Annotated in this window: 15 protein-coding genes; all 15 read right to left on the reverse strand. The window is 34.0% G+C overall.

What is annotated here, in order from left to right; translation table 11 throughout:
- Complete coding sequence (locus tag PYW37_RS08155; RefSeq protein WP_025016667.1) at positions 1–1,428, reverse strand: ATP-binding cassette domain-containing protein; 1,428 nt, start codon at positions 1,426–1,428, stop codon at positions 1–3.
- A 67-nt stretch (positions 1,429–1,495) separates the two neighbouring features.
- Positions 1,496–2,404: a phosphodiester glycosidase family protein gene (locus PYW37_RS08160; protein WP_025016668.1), complete on the reverse strand. Its 909-nt coding sequence runs from the start codon at positions 2,402–2,404 to the stop codon at positions 1,496–1,498.
- Positions 2,405–2,728: 324 nt separating this feature from the next.
- A complete protein-coding gene (locus tag PYW37_RS08165) occupies positions 2,729–3,448 on the reverse strand; it encodes a DUF4811 domain-containing protein (RefSeq protein WP_025016669.1) in 720 nt (239 codons plus the stop codon).
- Complete coding sequence (locus PYW37_RS08170; protein WP_025016670.1) at positions 3,448–4,992, reverse strand: MDR family MFS transporter; 1,545 nt, start codon at positions 4,990–4,992, stop codon at positions 3,448–3,450. The genes PYW37_RS08165 and PYW37_RS08170 overlap by 1 nt, the downstream gene beginning before the upstream one ends.
- Positions 4,985–5,449 carry a MarR family winged helix-turn-helix transcriptional regulator gene (locus tag PYW37_RS08175; RefSeq protein WP_012897558.1) on the reverse strand — a complete coding sequence of 155 codons (465 nt, stop codon included), beginning with the start codon at positions 5,447–5,449 and terminating at the stop codon, positions 4,985–4,987. The genes PYW37_RS08170 and PYW37_RS08175 overlap by 8 nt, the downstream gene beginning before the upstream one ends.
- Before the next feature lie 148 nt (positions 5,450–5,597).
- The gene (locus PYW37_RS08180) at positions 5,598–6,251 is read right to left on the reverse strand and encodes a DUF4767 domain-containing protein (protein WP_025016671.1); all 654 of its coding nucleotides are present in this window, start codon (positions 6,249–6,251) and stop codon (positions 5,598–5,600) included.
- A 131-nt stretch (positions 6,252–6,382) separates the two neighbouring features.
- Positions 6,383–7,120: a class I SAM-dependent methyltransferase gene (locus tag PYW37_RS08185; RefSeq protein ID WP_025016672.1), complete on the reverse strand. Its 738-nt coding sequence runs from the start codon at positions 7,118–7,120 to the stop codon at positions 6,383–6,385.
- A 276-nt stretch (positions 7,121–7,396) separates the two neighbouring features.
- The gene (locus PYW37_RS08190) at positions 7,397–7,522 is read right to left on the reverse strand and encodes a hypothetical protein (RefSeq protein WP_255209172.1); all 126 of its coding nucleotides are present in this window, start codon (positions 7,520–7,522) and stop codon (positions 7,397–7,399) included.
- A 105-nt stretch (positions 7,523–7,627) separates the two neighbouring features.
- The gene (gyrB, locus tag PYW37_RS08195) at positions 7,628–9,583 is read right to left on the reverse strand and encodes a DNA topoisomerase (ATP-hydrolyzing) subunit B (RefSeq protein WP_003131421.1); all 1,956 of its coding nucleotides are present in this window, start codon (positions 9,581–9,583) and stop codon (positions 7,628–7,630) included.
- A gap of 152 nt (positions 9,584–9,735) precedes the next feature.
- Positions 9,736–10,383, reverse strand: coding sequence for an HAD family hydrolase (locus PYW37_RS08200; RefSeq protein WP_003131420.1), 648 nt, complete (start codon positions 10,381–10,383; stop codon positions 9,736–9,738).
- A gap of 53 nt (positions 10,384–10,436) precedes the next feature.
- Entirely contained in the window at positions 10,437–11,528 is a 1,092-nt protein-coding gene (locus PYW37_RS08205) for a hypothetical protein (protein WP_017864391.1), read from the reverse strand.
- An 80-nt stretch (positions 11,529–11,608) separates the two neighbouring features.
- Entirely contained in the window at positions 11,609–12,508 is a 900-nt protein-coding gene (locus PYW37_RS08210; protein ID WP_025016673.1) for a DMT family transporter, read from the reverse strand.
- A gap of 330 nt (positions 12,509–12,838) precedes the next feature.
- Complete coding sequence (mleP, locus tag PYW37_RS08215; protein WP_044009634.1) at positions 12,839–14,116, reverse strand: malate transporter MleP; 1,278 nt, start codon at positions 14,114–14,116, stop codon at positions 12,839–12,841.
- A gap of 14 nt (positions 14,117–14,130) precedes the next feature.
- Entirely contained in the window at positions 14,131–15,753 is a 1,623-nt protein-coding gene (locus PYW37_RS08220) for a malolactic enzyme (RefSeq protein WP_021722333.1), read from the reverse strand.
- Positions 15,754–16,169: 416 nt separating this feature from the next.
- Complete coding sequence (abc-f, locus tag PYW37_RS08225) at positions 16,170–17,711, reverse strand: ribosomal protection-like ABC-F family protein (RefSeq protein WP_025016674.1); 1,542 nt, start codon at positions 17,709–17,711, stop codon at positions 16,170–16,172.
- Positions 17,712–17,761: the final 50 nt, after the last annotated feature.

The raw sequence follows: 17,761 nt of genomic DNA on the forward strand, positions 1-17,761 counted from the left end.
TTATTGTCCCTCTGTCGTTGTAGTATTTGCTGTAGTGGTTTTATCTGTGGTTTGACTTTTTGGAATTTTAAGTACCTCTCCTGTATAAATCGTATTGCCCGATACATTTGGATTCGATGCCTGTAACGCTTCAAGAGTAATTCCCTCTGCTATGGCAATTCCTTCCAAGGTATCACCTTCTTGAACTATATATGTTGAGGTAATTGTCACATCGGACGTACTTTTGGGGGGAGTTTCCGTTGTTTCAGAGGTCGCTGCCTTCTCTGAAATGTTTGGTTGCTCAGTTGTTGTTGTTTCGGAAGCATTTTCTCGTGTTTTTTCTGTTTTAACAGCTAATTCCGAATCAATCATCTCAGAAAATGATGTATTTGTACTAAAAGCTTGATGTCGGAAAAAATAAACAGGATCTGCCAAGGCTTTTGGAGATTGGGCGCTACTAGTGTAGTACAATGCACCTAGGATACAAATTGTTGCAAGCACAATCAAAAGACCCTTTGAAAAAATAGAGAGCTTATTATTCTTGATACTATTTAATTGTTCATCAATTTTAGTACGAATTGTACGTGAGGTTGCCTCACCATGTTCGTCAACTATTTCCTCTCGAAGTTGTTCAACTGTATAAGTCAACTGTTCATCACGTACGCGATGTTTATATTCATCTTGTTCTTCTGGTTTCAGATGGATAAACCATTGAACAAAGTTGATGTATTGAGGAAGTACTTCTTTTGTTGGACCGTAGGCTTTAACTTCACCATAATGTAACCATAGTACCTTATCACACCATTTTTCAATTGCCACCATATCGTGAGAAATAAGTAGAATTGTTTTACCTTGTTCACGAAATTCAAACATTTTATCTGCTGACTTTTGTCCAAAGGTTCCATCGCCGACCGAAAGCACTTCATCTATAATAAGAATATCTGGATCTTGATAAGCAGCAATTGAAAAGCTTAATTTAGCTCTCATACCAGAAGAGTAAGTTTTTAAGGGTTGATCAATAAATGGTCCGAGTTCTGAAAAACTAATAATATCGTCAAGCTTATCCGCTATCTCTTTTTTAGTCATTCCCATCATAAGACCAACTACATGAATATTTTCTCTTCCTGTAAGGTTTGGGATAAGACCTGTTCCCAGAGCAATAATGCTAACCTCTCCATTAACTTCTAATGTTCCAGTTGTAGGAGTCATTGATTCACTGATTAAAGTTGAAATTGTTGATTTTCCAGAACCGTTGAGTCCTATGATTCCAATAGTTTCACCATCATGGACTTCAAAGCTTACATTTCTTAAAGCCCAAAATTCTTGTCCTTTATTTCGATTTAAGCCAAATAAAGTCTTCATCTTATTGCTTGTTGTCTCAAGCATTTCAAACCTTTTGGTTAAATTGGTTGCTTTTACCTTTATATTTTTACTTTCACTATTTATCATTTACTTCTAGTTCCCAATCTACTTTATCCAGTCAATAACTAAACTATTTAACCGTTCTTAAGTTTTATTATTTCAAAACAATATAGTCATTTACTGACCGATTATCTTGACTCGCATAAATCATTTGCCCATTCAATGACATTTGACTGGATCCTCCTCCATCCATTACTATTACGTTTTCTAAATGAAGTGACTGAAGCTCCGACATAATCGCTTGGTACCCTGTACTGGTGTCTGAGATGATTAAATAGATGTTATTATTTTTATCATTCCCTAAAAAAGAATGAATTTCCCAATTCACTGTTCCGTCACTAGGTAAACTTTTACCATCTTTTATCAAGATTGAACCAAAGCTAAAGCTCGTCTCAGCACCATTTTTCAAAATTTTACTTGCTGGCGTTGATGAATCATATACCTTCACTGAACCATCTTTGTTAAAAACAAAAGCATTTTTGGCTCTTTTATCGGAATTCCAATCTTTAAATAACTTTCCATTGTTAATTTGAAATCCTGTAACTTTACCTGTACTCATATTAAAACCCGAAGCGTTCATAATTAAACTGTTGGGATATTTACTTACAACTTCTGACATACTCATCACGGGACTATCGGCAGAGGTTGCTGTCTTCAATATTTGTGGACTGTGAGCTTTATAAATTTTGAAGCTTCCAGTTGAGAGATCTGTAAATTTATCTGAATATCCTTGAGATTTTACGTTTCCCCAACCTGCTTCTCCAGTATTTTCCACACTTATTGTTGCTTCAGATTGGCTTTTAGAGCTTTCAGTTGTGCTTGAACTTGGAGAACTATATCCATTTGATTTTGACGTTTTTATTACCCTTTGCTCTGTTGATGCTGATAGAGGAATAGCAGTAGTTTTGTCATAAAAATATTTACCTACGCCAACTGATAATAAAAGCAAAATGATAATGAGTGGTATAATTATTAGTTTCTTGGATAAAGATTTTTTTACCATTCGTCCCTCTTTCTTCTATAGTAAATAAAAACTTAACTATAACTAAATCCTTTTAATTATATTACTACAATTTTTAAATGTCTATTAATGATTAAAATATTAACCCGAAACATATCTAATACATCTCAGGGTTATCGTTTTGTTATCTTCTGAAGGATATTTTGTGATGTATAAAAATCAGACTCTTTTTATTTATAAATTGTATTATTAGTTTCATTTATTGTCAAGAAAAATAACGCAAAGTAACTTTCTTTGCGTTATTTATATTCACTTAACTTTAACGTAATAAAAAGACCTCAAATAATTTTGAAGTCTTTTTATTATTTATTCAGTAATTCCAAGAAGTTGCTTAATTTGTTTTACTTGCATTTTAGCATATTCTGTTGGATTTGATTTTTGAAGTGCAGCAAGTTGAGCCGCCTTTTGTGGATCAGCTTTAAGTTGAGCTTCCATTTGTTTTTGCATTGCTGGAGCTTCTTGACTCAATTTTTTTACTTGATCTTGAGTCAAAACTAACCATGTATCTTTAGGTACTGAAACAACTGAATTTTGTTTAACTAATTCATTTTGTTCACCACCTACACTAAATAGTAATTTATAAAAGTCAGATGACCAAACGCGTCTTGTCGTTTTAGTCGTAACTGTTGCTTTAGTATAATCCACTAATTTATAAGTCGCTGATTTTTTAACAGCTTCTGAAATGTGTTTTACATCAGGTTTAAAATTAGTGTCGGCTTTTTCCGATTTTTCATTATTTCGGTAAACAAAGACATAATTATCAGTGTTTTTACCGATTTCTGCTTTAATCATCATTCCATAAGGAGCTGATTTATCTCCAGCAGTATAAATTTGGTGAGTAGTTGAAGTTGTTACTTCTTTCATTCCCCAGTTATCTCTGATATGCATAGTTAGCATGGCCACAGAACCAGCTAATAAGAGAAAGGAAATTCCACCAACTAACCAATGAGCGATTGTGTTTTTTATAAACATGAAACCAAAGAAAGTTCCAATCATAAACACTACCAATAATAATATAATTAGCATTATTTATTTTCTCCTTTCAAATCTTGTTCTTCAACAGGGACACCAGAAATCATTCGACCACTCTTCAAGAAGAGAGCAACTCCGATACCAATAATGGCAAAGACGAGTCCAATTGCGAATGAAGCGTGGTAACCTTGTAACATTGCTTCGATTGCTTTATTTGCAAATTGCAATGGATTTGTTGATTTTAATGATGAAGCAGGCATATTGTTAGTAATTACATTTTGAGCGACTGAAGAAAGGAGGGCAACAACAACTGATGACGCGACTTGACGCGCTGTATTGTTTGAAGCTGTTGCTTGAGCGACTTCATTAACTGGAACTGCATTCATGGCACTAGTTGTTAATGGCATCATTACCATACCAACACCAACCATACGTAATCCATAAAGAAGAGTAACAAAGTGGTCAGGAGTCGTAGCTGTAAAGAACATAAATGGTATAGTTCCCAGTGCTAAAACGAGGAAACCAATCACCGCAAGACGTTTTGAACCAATTCGGTCATAAACTCCACCAGCAAGTGGGGCAACAACAGCCATCATTAATGACCCAGGTAAGAGAACCAAACCTGAATTAAAGGCAGAAAGTCCATGAACATCTTGAAGGTAAAGAGGAAGCATCATTTCAACACCCATCATTGCCATTGTACTTAAAGCAAGTGCAAGAGTTACCAAAGTAAACTGTCTAATTTTAAAGACGCGAATATCAAGGAATGGATCGTCCATTTTAAGTTGACGTAAACCAAAGAGGAAGATAATAATCAACCCTCCAACAATTGGGGCGATAACGGTATTAAATTTGCCCCATCCGTCAGTTGCAACATTAGTAAATCCCCAAAGGAAAGCATCAAAACCAACAACTGAAAGTAAAACTGACAAGAAGTCTAATTTCATTGGACGGTTCGGAATAACATCACGCATAGCAAAGATTGAAATAAGGAAAACAACTCCGACAACAATCATTGGAATAAGGAAAATTGTTCTCCAACTTGCTGCAAATGTCCAAAAGATAAGGTTAAATTTATGAGTAATTAACCAACCTGCAAATGTTGGACCTAAGGCTGGCGCAAGGACAAGAACAACTCCGGCAACCCCCATGATTGCTCCCATTTGTTTAGCTGGAAACATGTTAACAAGGGCAACTTGCATCAAAGGCATTGTAATCCCAACTGCAATAGCTTGCAGAATCCGACCTGCTAGGAAAACCCACCAGCTTGATGTTGGAGCCGAGTAAGCAACAAACATTCCGATAAATAAAATTGCGTATGCTGTAACGTAAAGCCAACGTGTAGGGAATTTTGTTGCTAAATATGCTGAAATAGGAACCATAATCCCATTGGCTAATAAAAACCATGTTGTTGCTTGTTGTGCTGTTGACATGGAGATGTTGAAGTCATTCATCAATGTTGGAATTGCTGTCCCGAGTGATGTTTGCATCAACATGGCTCCAAATGTACCAACCAGAATCAAAATAAGCATTCCGATTCGGCTATAATGTTTACCATGTATATCTAAATGGTAATCTTTTTCGTATGTATCAGGCATTTTTTTCCTCCTCTTTTTCTTTATCTTCTTTAGCTAGCTTCATTCCAATTTCTAAAAATAATTTGAAATTTTCAATGAAACTTTCTGTTCGTTCTTCACCCATTTCTTCAAAAACGCGTGCTAAATTTGAGCAAGCTTCTACTCGAATCTCTTCTGCAACATGACGTCCTTTATCAGTAATGGCTACTAAAATTTTTCGACGGTCTGTTCTTGAAATCTCACGGGTAACTAAATTTTTACTCTCAAGATTATTCAAGATTGTCGCAATTCTTGCAGTACTTGTATGCGTAAATTTTGCAATCTTACTTGGAACAATTTGCTTACCAGCTTCCTTATAAAGATAGCCCAATACCAAATGCTCCCCTTGGGAGTAGGTATTAAAGCGGTGCATCATCTCTGCTTTTCCTCTTTTGATAACAGTTGTGAGGAAAACCTCCGCTGCCTTATTGTAATCCATTTTCACTCCTCCCTAACGGTGGTATTTACTAACGACGTTAACTATTATAATCCGTTCACTATCTTTTGTCAAGAATAAAAATTTTAGTTTTTAATTTTTTAAAAAAATAAAAAAACCTATTCCAAAATAGGCTTTTTTATTTTTAAAATTATCCAACAATTCGTGCGAAGGCATTTTTTAATTCATTATTTTCTGTTTCTTTTAGATATAAATAATTATTTGTATTTCCTTGATTTTGTGCGGTATAAAGCACCATGGGATTTCCTGATTTAATAACAAAGAGATAAACATGATTAACACCAGAGTTTTTCTCATTCATATCTGAATAAACATCAACTAATTGATATCCTCCTGAATCTTCTCCTGTTTCTGACCATTTTAATTCGATAGGCTGATTATTTATTGCTGCTTTCCAAGTTGAATTATTATCTATAACTGACCAAGGAATAGAGAGACCATATAAATTAAGATTGTGATTAGGATCATACTGACTGTAAGATTGTCCCATTTCTATCCCCCAAGCTGACATAAACTCTGCAAGACGTTGATTTTTCTCTGGGTTCCATTTTCTTATTTGTGTAGAAGTTGAGGGAGAAATTGATTTTTCTATTGATGAAGAGGACTCTTTAGTAATACTTGATGACTGGGTAGTACTCGAAGTGCTCTCAGTTATTGAAGAGCTTCGTGAGCTTTGGCTACTTTTAGAACTTTCTTTTGTTGTTTGAGAATTTTGTTTTGAACTACAGGCTGACATTCCAAGTGTTGCTACTAAAAAAATTGCAACAAGATATATTTTTTTCATCTTTTCTTCTCCTAACTACAATTTTACTTCAAAAGTAATTAAAAAACTACTAATATCATTAAACGAACTAAATAAAAATAAGAGTCCCATACTTTATTCAAATAGAAACTCTTATTATAGTTACTTTATGACTATGATTTTTTATTTCTTGTAGAAATAAGCAACATCATTGGACGTCTCATCTCATTTTTCATTTCTTCAAGCTCTCTCATTTCTATAGGAGGTTTGGGTTCAATTACATTAGTAAGTTCAAAACCAGAACTTAACAAAGAATTTATATAGCCTGTTAATGTCCGATGATACTTAATAATTGGCTCACCTAAGAAATTGACTTCACGTTTTCCTTCATAATAATAATTATCAACTGGAAAATGAAGAATTTTACCCTCTGCATCATAACACCAATATTGTTTCCCTGATGAGGTATAGAGAGGATGTTCAACAGAGAAAATAAATTCACCATTCTTTTTAAGACACTTTGAAATTTTGCAAACCAGGTCTTCAAAATTTGAAATGTAGTGAAAAGCTAATGAACTAAACACAACATCAAAAGTATCTGCAGGAAAGTTAATATCCTCTATTGCGGATTGTTGATAGGTAATTTTTTTATCATTATTAATATCAAGAGCAACTTCAAGCATCTTGTGTGAAAGGTCTATTCCTACTACTTCTTTAGCTCCATGATTGACTGCATATTTACAGTGCCATCCACATCCACACCCTAAATCCAAAACTTTTTTATCCTGAAAATTTGGGAGTAGTTTTTCTAATTCAGACCATTCACCAGCGGCCTTCAATCCCTTTTGGGACCTTGACATTGATGCATAATTTTTGAAAAAACGTTCATTATCATATTTATTTTGTTTCATTTTTTATTCTCCATGTAAATATAGTTCATCATTTTATAAATATTTACATGGAAACTACAATTTTTTGAGCAATAATTCCTTTGTTCATCTATCTTCTTTCATATTCGATTAATTATTTTTTATGTATTTTATAGTCATATTCTATCATAAGCACTTTAAATAATCATTAAGTAGATAAATAAATACATCTTAATAATAAAAAGTAGGAGAACCTACTTTTCTTTATCTTCAACTTCTTTGAGCGCTTTTGAAGCCTCACTAAACAGCTCCTCAGCTTTACTTGTGGTCTTTTTCAAAGGTATCTTGAATTCCTGTTTGCGTACCAACTGTTGCATTTCGGAGTGCTTCATCTTCAAGTTCCTTCATTTGCTCATTGCTTAATTTGGGGTTTATTTCAGGCATAATCCACCTCCTTCTTGACTTCATTATATTACACTTTTCGATAAAGCGCTAACATTTCGTTCAATAAAAAAACAACTCAAACAAAAATGAGTTGTTTTTACTATATTATGCATCAATTGTCGAGTACTGAGCATTATTTTCGATAAATTCACGACGAGGTTCAACTCTGTCTCCCATGAGCATATCAAAGATTTTGTCAGCTTCTGCTGCGTCTTCAACAGATACACGTGCCATTAAACGGTGCTCAGGATCCATTGTTGTATCCCAAAGTTGATGGTCATCCATTTCCCCTAAACCTTTATAACGTTGTACAGTAGGCTTTGTTCTTCCTTGTGCCCAACGTGCTAAAGCTTCTTGTAAATCTTTTTCTTGATTTTCACCTGGTTGAATGTATTCTTTTGTTTCTGAACCAACTTTGATACCGTAAATTGGTGGCTGAGCAATATAAACATACCCTGCTTCAACAACTGGGCGCATATAACGGTAGAAGAGTGTTAGTAAAAGCGTACGGATGTGTGCTCCGTCGACATCGGCATCGGTCATGATAACAAGTTTGTGATAACGTGCTTTCGACAAATCATAATCTGCTCCAAAACCAGTTCCCATTGCAGTGAATAGAGAACGAATTTCTTCATTGGCCAAAATTTTATCCATCGTTGCTTTTTCCACATTCAAAATCTTACCACGAATAGGTAAAATTGCTTGGAATTCACGATTACGTCCTGATTTAGCCGAACCTCCAGCCGAATCTCCTTCGACGATGAATAATTCTGTTTGTTCTGGATTATTTGATGAACAGTCAGCTAATTTACCAGGAAGGTTGGAAATTTCAAGCCCTGATTTTTTACGTGTCACTTCACGCGCACGTTTTGCTGCAATCCTTGCTTTACTTGCCAAAATCCCTTTTTCAACGATTTTACGAGCAACTTGTGGATTTTCTAACATAAATGTTGTCAAAGCTTCCGCAAAGAGTTTGTTAACAATTCCTGTTACTTCTGAGTTCCCAAGTTTTGTTTTGGTTTGCCCTTCAAATTGTGGATTAGGATGCTTAACCGAAATAACTGCTGTCAATCCTTCGCGGACATCATCCCCAGTTAAATTATCTTCGTTTTCTTTAAGAATTTTATTTTGTTTTGCGTAATTATTAATAACACGAGTAAGGGCTGTTCTAAAACCTTGCTCATGTGTTCCACCTTCATGAGTGTTGATGTTGTTAGCAAAGGACATCACTACTGAATGATAAGTATCAGTATATTGCATTGCTACTTCAACAGCAATTCCATCCATTTCACCTTCAGTAAAAATTGCTGGTTCAAAAATGACTGTCTTATTTTCATTTAAATATTCAACATAAGACTGAATTCCACCTTCATAATGGAAGTGAACTTCATTTTTTTCATTTCCTTCACGTTTGTCTGTTAAGGAAATGCGAAGACCGCGATTCAAAAAGGCTAACTCACGAACACGTGTTGCAAGCTTATCAAAATCAAATTCAACAGTTTCTGTAAAAATTTCTGGGTCTGGTACAAAGTGAACAGTTGTCCCTCTACGGTCAGTTTCACCAATAATTTTTAAATCATCTCCAACGAGACCACGATGATATTCTTGATAATATTTTTGGCCATCTTTATGAACAGTAACATCTAGTACTGTTGACAAAGCATTAACAACAGATGAACCAACACCGTGCAATCCACCAGAAACTTTATAGCCGCCTCCACCAAATTTACCTCCAGCATGCAACACTGTGAAGACTGTTTCCACGGCTGGACGACCCGTTTTTTCTTGAATATCAACCGGAATTCCACGTCCATCATCAACAACAGTAATTGAATTATCAGGCTCAATAAAAACCTCAATATGGCTTGCAAATCCTGCAAGTGCTTCATCAATTGAATTGTCAACAATTTCCCAGACTAAATGGTGCAAACCTTCTTTTGAGGTTGAACCAATATACATCCCTGGACGCATACGTACTGCTTCAAGACCTTCAAGTACTTGAATTTGACTGGCGTCATATTCGTCTGCAAGCATTTCTAAATTTTTATTTTCTTCGTTCAAAGTTAACTCTCATTTCTATGAAAAACTTACTACTATTATACCATAAATCAGCGATTTTAGCTCTAGTGCATGGTATTTTGTCACTCAAACTTGTAAAAAAAATAAGCAATTTTGACTAAAAATCTGCTTATCATTAATTCATTTTTTTAAGATTACAAAATAATCTCTGTCAGCTGATGAATAATGTGAGTTGGCTTGCTATTAAGCGAACCATCACTTACAGTGTTAATCGCTTGTCCTGACAGAGTTGAATCTGTTGAGCTATCAAAATAAATTGTTGATATCCCAGCAGCATTTCCTGCTTCAATATCTAAAGGACGATCGCCAATCATCACTGTCTTCTTTGGATTGAGTTTATATTTATTTAACAAATAGTTAATTGATTCTGGTGCTGGTTTTCGTTTGAAGCCATTATCAGACGTGACAACCTCTGTAAAATATGAATCAATTTCAGCTGCTGACAGAATTGTCAGAACTTGATGATTGCGATGTGAAATCATAAAATTCTTATTTCCTTTTACTGATAGGTCTGTCAGTACTTTTTTAGCACCGGAAAAGAGAATTGGTTTTTCTAATTCCTCTGCTTCTAGCTTTTTGTATTCTTCCAAAAAGCCTGGCAAATCACTGGCATATTTTTCAACAGCGTAAGCCGTTGAAACTTTTAGCGCATCATATACATCAGTGCGCAAAACAACACGCTCTGCCATTGACCAAAGCGTTGCAGCAAATGCATGACTAGAACTTTCATAATTGTCCAATAAAGTTCCGCCTAAATCCCAGATATAATTTTCGTAGTCCATGTTAATATTATAACACACTTTAGTAGCTAACATTTTGTCAGAAATGGATATTTTTAGTTTGCTTTCAAAATTTTAACTGGAAATTTTTTACCTTTAAATTGATTCTGAGTTAGTTCCATCTGTGCTGTTAAATAATTCTTTAAAAGTGGTTTTTTTATACTCGTTAATGTAATTTTTTGAAGTTGATTTTTCTTAACATATCTACTGAAATCAAAGGTTTGTTTCCACCAAGTTGGATGACTTGCAGCTACAATTGCAAAATTTTCTCCCGTTAATAATTGATGATCATAATATTTTCTCTCAATATCATTGAAATAATCCTCTGAATAGTAACTAAGCTCTCTCATAGCTCTGTCAGTAACAATACTCGCTTCTTGTTTTTTTTCAAAAGTTGAAGTTTCAAAGGCAAATTGTACATTATTTGTTTTTGAATCTACAACATAATAAACTTGATTATCCACTAAACTGTAGGTTTCTTTAATTTTATCTTTAAATATTAAACCTCCCAGAGCAATAATAAAAAATACAGCATAAAGTAGAATCCTTTTCCAAGGATTTAATTTTCTTGCTCTAGTGGCCTCATCAATTTTTTCAAAAGGATTTTCTGTAAATAAATCCCTTTGTTCAAAACCACTCTGTTTTAACCATACTTCTTCACAAATAATAGAAAGTTCATTAATATCCATAGATATGATAGAGCCCTGTATCGACAATACAATTTTTAAATTGTGACCTGGGTCAAAATAATTTTGATAAAACTTTAGCCGTTTATACCAAATTTTCTTTTCAATATAGACAGGATTAAATGAAGTTTGTTCACAAATATATAGTACACCTGAACGAACATACATTCCTCGGATGTCTCTCCACTCAATCTTAACTTCACGAAATAATAGCCGTAATTGAATTCCTTCTTCGTTGATGATGACCAACTTTCGTCGAGAATGATTGATGAGAAATATCAAAAAATATATAAGTAATAGTCCAATTAATAAACTTAAAATAATATGGCGCAAACTTTCAGAATTGATAGATTCCTGAATAAAAAAATTCTCGAAAAAAGACAAAAATATAAAAATTGACCAAAGAAATGCTAACTTCCAAACGTCTGTTTTAAGTTCCAATGGTAAATAATACTCTTCCATAAAAATTCTCTCCTAATAAAAATATTATATCAGAATTTTCTAATAAAACAGTTTTAAAAAAAGAAACCCCTAGGTTTCTTTTAAGCTTGTTCTGATTTCGATAGAAGAATAACAGAAACGATGACCATAACAATTCCTAGTAATTCAAGTGGGGTTAATTTCAAGCCAAATAATGGAATACTTAAAAAAACAGAAGTCAATGGTTCAGTAGCTGTTGCAACTGAAACAACAAGCGGTGAAATCAATTGAAAGGCTCTTAAAAGCAATAAAAAAGCCAGTGCTGTTCCAACAATAGAAATTGTTAAAACATAAAAAATTGACAAGGGTTCAATTCGAAAATCAATACGCCAAACTGGATAGAAGATATTACAGGCAATCCCCGCAAGCATCATTCCCCAACCTGTCATATTAAGTGCGCCATATTTATCTAATAATGGCCGAGGGATGATTGAATAAATAACAACAGCTACACCAGCGAGAAGGCCTGTTACAAGAGCTAGGGGACTGATTGATAAATGTTTGATATTTCCGTCCGTAATCAACAAAAAAACACCTATCATTGCTAAAATGACGAATAAGACCGATTTGGGTTTTGGGACTTGACGTTGAAAAATGAGTAAATAAAGCATAATAAAAACGGGTGCTGTATATTGTAAAATTGTCGCTGTAGCACTATTTGAAAGTTGAATGGCCACATAATAAAAATATTGAACAGAAAATACCCCACCAAAAACATACAAAAAGAGGGTTGGCATATTCTTTTTTGATTTCCAGACATCAAAAAAACGCTTATGGTCTCGCGAAAAAGACATGGCCAATAAAATAACACCAGCAATCGTTAAACGTGTTGATGTAATCCAAAGCGGGCTACCATGATAATCACGGAAAAAAAGCTGACCAAAAATGCCAGAAATTCCCCACATACAACCGGCAACTACTGCATAAAGTGTGCCTTTAAAAATTTGTTTTTTTACATTCATTTTTATATTATACCATACATCAAGAGGGTTCATTAGGGTTCAATCATCATTATATTTTTATATATTACGTTCTCGATTATTAGTGAGTTTAAGACATAATGGAGTTAAAAGAATAGCTTAATATTTTATCAAACAAGGAGTGTGTATCTTAAAGATTAGCAGAAAATTTGTTAAATCTTTACATTATTTTACTATCAATATGGCTCCAAACTTTTATATTTACTTGAACCACTTCATGCGAGAGGCGATATAGTCCCAACTATTTTATTTCCTTAATCAGTTAATTTTGTAAAAAAAAAACATTTTATATAAAATGTTTTTTTGGTTATTTTAATAAAAGAATCGGATAAGAATTCCACCGAAGATAAGAACAATTGCACCACAGAGTCTATTAGCCATCTGTGCAAAAGCAATCATTTCCATTCTATCTGATGCAGACAAGACAGCAATGTTACCTGTTCCACCCATAGAATTATTGATCATCCCTGCACCAATGGCAGTTTCGACTGGATAAAGGCCAAAGAGGTGAGCCAAGAACCAACTAGCAAGTCCCATTACAACAACACTTGTCAAGCAAAGTACAACAAATTGCCATGTAAATGCTGAAGCAAGAGTATTCAAGTCAATCAAAGCAAGACCAATACCTGCCAAAACAGCATGAGTAAGGTTTGTCATAATCACTTGGTTAAACATTACAACAGATTCTTCTAAATCTTTAGGAACAGTATTTGTTGCTTTCAAGATAAATACAATAATAATCATAAATGCATATTGATGAATATTAGGGAAGAATTTGTTCAAGATGTCACCAGCCATCAAAAGAGCAAAGGCAAAGAGCATTCCTGTTCCGATTTGTTGAGCATCTAATTTTATTTTAGGTTTAGCCAACTCTTCTTTAGTTGCTGCAACAAGAGTCCCATGTCCATTATATTTAGATTTGTTGAATACTTTAGCGATAGATAAGGCACCAATAATCGCAAGAATATTACCAAAAGTAACTGCTGGAGCAAGTTGAGAGAAGATAGCTGCTTGGTTTCCATGAGCCAATCCGGCTGCATAGATTTGAGAGAGTGGAGTAATTCCGGCTCCCATACCACCTGACATCATTGGCATAGAAACATACATTACAGAATCAGCAAATCCATTACCAATAAGCATTCCTACAAGACCTACTGAGAAGAAACCAATAACCATAGTGATTAAAGCAATCGGAATAAATTTCTTGGAAGCTTTAACCAAAAGATTTCTGTTCATTCCTAAAATAGATCCACAGATAAGTGCAGCTATATAAAAATCAAGAAATCCAAATTTCCCTCCCATAAAATTGGAAACTGCTCCAATAACATTTGAAGGAACAATGTGGAAAAAAGATAATAGAGTAGCACCAATTAAAGTGAAAACAGATCCCCCACCTAAGTATGAATTCATAATAGGGAGTTTTTCTCCTATGAAGTATAATAGGTGACCTAATGTTACAAGTAGGAGAGTTAACCCTACCATATCAAGTGGAAGTTTTCCTAATAGTGTTACAACTATGATGACAGCTACGAAAAAGGCATATAAGGGAAGACTAATTCCCGATATTTTCGTTTCTTTAAGTTTTTTCATTTAAGATATTCCCCTTAGTACTCTGGATACCATTTAAGATCACGAACTGCTTTAGCCATATCAGTTTCTTTAGATTCAGTAAGACCTTGTTCTTGAGCTTTCTTAGCAACTGCTTCTGCAACTTTAATTGATACATCAGCAACAAATTCAAATGGAGGAAGAACAGGAGCACCTGGTTTACCTGGATCTACTAAACCGCTCAATGAATGTGCAGCTGCACCGATCATTTCATCTGTCAAAAGTTTTGCTTCAGATGCCAACATCCCTAAGCCCAAACCTGGGTAGATAAGTGAGTTGTTTGCTTGACCAATTTGATAATCAACACCTTTGTAGTTGATTGTTCCTGAAGGAACACCAGTAGCGACAAAAGCTTTTCCATCAGACCACTCAATAACTTGTTCAGCTGTAGCTTCCATTTTTTTAGTTGGATTTGAGATAGGGAAGATTACTGGGCGTTCTGTATTAGCACACATTGCTTCAACAACTTCTTTTGTAAAGGCACCTGGATTAGTTGAAGTTCCTACTAAAATAGTTGGTTTTACTGTCTTAACAACGTTAAGAAGGTCAGTCATATCTCCAGCATCTTTATAATCAGCACGTTTTTTAGCAAATGGTTTTTGAGCTGGTGTAAGGTCTTCCATATCATCAAAAAGTAAACCTTGTTGATCAATCATGAAGAAATGTTTGTAAGCTTCTTCTTCAGAAAGACCTTCACTAACCATTTCAGCATGAACACGACCAGCAATCCCTGCACCGGCTGAACCACCACCATAGCAAAGGTATACTTGATCAGTTAATTTTTCACCTGTAATGTCAAGTGATCCGAAAATACCACCTAAAACAACAATACCAGTTCCTTGAATGTCATCATTAAATGTTGGGATTTTTGTTTTGTAGTTATTTAAAATTGTTGCAGCATTTGAACGTCCGAAATCTTCCCAGTGAAGGTACAATTTAGGGAAAATTGATTCTGCAGTTTCTACAAATTGATCGACGAAACTGTAGTATTGGTCACCGTAAATACGTTCTTGATGGTTTCCAAGATACAAATGATCTTCTAAAAGTTCTTTTCTATTTGTTCCTGCATCAATAACAACTGGAAGTACAGACGCTGGATCAATACCTGCTGCGGCTGTATAAATCATTAATTTACCAACTGAGATATCAACACCTTGAGTTCCCCAATCTCCGATACCAAGGATTCCTTCAGCATCAGTTACAACAATAAGACGAATTTCTCTGTCACCTGCTGCATTTTTTAATGTTTCAGTAATGTTTTCAGGGTGGTTAATATCAAGATAAGCAGCATATTGTGGATCTACGAACAAATGACTGTAGTTTTCAATTGTATCAGCAATTGTTGGATCATAAACAACTGGATTAAATTCTACAATATGTTTGTTAAATAAGTAGTAAAACAAAGTACGGTTTGTATTAAAAATTTCCATCAAGAAATGACGTTTTTCTAAATCAGATGGTTTTGTCAAATATTGTTCGTAAGTTTGTTCAGCTTGTTCTTCAATTGTTTGAACAGTTGGTGGAAGAAGACCAATCAACCCCAATTCTTGACGTTCTTTCATAGTAAAAGCTGTTCCTTTATTTAAAAAAGGATTGTTTAAAATTTCATGTGCACGCATCGTACAACCTCCATAAAAATTATAATTAATGTTATTACTTTATTACTATAAACTTCTTTTATCGTTATAGTCAAATCCTTTGGTGTTGATAAATTTTATTTATAACGCATAAATAATGTCAATGTTTATCTAAAAGGCTTGATATAAAAATAGATGATATTAATCAAAGAAATAATACTAATAATTAGCTTATAACTATTAAATGATGAACTGTTCTTCTCCTATTACTATTCCTAATTTATCAGGCTTTCAAACAATTTAAGATTAAGATTTTTTGTCAATGGTGGTTGTGTATCTAAAGTATACATTTTTTTAAATAAAAACAAAATTGTGCGCTTTGCTTTATTCATATTTTCTATTATATGAAAGTATTCTAAAAAAGTAGAGTAAAATCACTCTACTTTTATTTTTTAAATTTATGTATCTTTTAGGTTAATAATTTGATTAGAAATTTTTTCAACAAAAGCTTGATCATGTTCGACCAGAAGCATTGTTGGATGATAAGTTTCTAGAAGTTGAATTATTTGTTCACGATTAAACACGTCAAGATAATTAAGCGGCTCATCCCAGAGATAAAGCTCTGCTTCTTGTGATAAACTACGAGCTAATTCAACCTTTTTTTGTTGTCCTTGACTCATCGTTTCTATCTTTTGGCTAAATTGCTTGCGCTCCATCCCCAGTTTTCTGAGATTAGCTAAAAATAATTCATAATCTAATTGATATTCGGTAGCAAAGTCTTTCAGATAACCACGATTATCATAAATCTGACGAACAAATGATAGCCTTATCCCCTGGGGAAATTGAACAAATCCACTGTGCTCACCAGAAAAATCACGAGATAAATATTTAATAATACTTGATTTCCCTTGACCATTTGGTCCGACAATTGCTGCAATCTCTCCCACTTTCAAAGAAAAATCAATCGGCTGGAAAAGTAATTTTTCGGTAAATCCAAGAGAAAAATTTTCAAACTGAATCAGTCTTTTATGATGTGAAGGTTGAAAATTCATGATAAGAGGTTCAGTTTTTTCGATATTTTTGAGTAATTTCTCTTTATTCTCAACTTCCTGTCCCATTCGTTTTTCAATTGATTTTGCTCGTTGATTCTGTTTTTTGGCAACTTTTTTATCCACAAAGGTTGCTCCGGCAACATTTTCTCGTTGATTAGACCAATCTCTTTTTTCTAACGAAGTCTTTTTCAGTCTTGAAATATCTTTACGTAATTTTTCATCTTCAGCAAGTTCAAAGTCATCACGCAACTGTTTCTCTCGTTCATAGGTTGAGAAATTTCCCTGATAGAGAACTATTTGCTGACGTTCAATTGCCAAGGTGTGGTCACAGACTTCGTCAAGAAAATTTCGGTCATGTGATACAACGATAAATCCTGATTTCTTTTGAAGATAGTCAGCAACTATTTTTCTGCTTTCCATATCCAAATGATTTGTTGGTTCATCAATTAGTGGAAAATTGTCCTCATCTAAAAATAAAATTGCCAAGAGACACTTGGTTTGTTCCCCACCCGATAAACTTCCAAAAGGACGCCAAAGAATTTCTAAATCAACTTTCAATAAAGATAATTCACGTTCTAATTTCCATTGTTCAAATTCGGCTAATTCATTTAGCACATAATAAGTTAATTGTGAATTTCTGTCAGTAATTTTTACTGACAGACTTTCTACAGAATATTTATCAGCAGTATTTTGTTTTTTAGATTTATCTTTATCATTAAAATCTTCTTCTGTCAGTAATTGGGGGAAGTAAACAAAGTTTTTGTCAGTAATTATCGAGCTGTCAGTAGTTATTTTACCTTGTAGTAAGTTTAAAAGGGTTGATTTTCCACGGCCATTTCGCCCTACTAATCCTAATTTCCAACGGTCATCAATATTTATTTGGGCATGATTGAAAATCAGATTATCCCCGTAGCCAAAGGTTAAGTCTTTAAATTCAATATTTGACATTTAATTCTCCTCTCATTTGTGAGAATTAAGAAATCTAATTTGAGTAGAAA

The organism is Lactococcus lactis, assembly GCF_029023865.1.
In the GTDB taxonomy this organism is placed as follows: Bacteria; Bacillota; Bacilli; order Lactobacillales; family Streptococcaceae; genus Lactococcus; species Lactococcus lactis.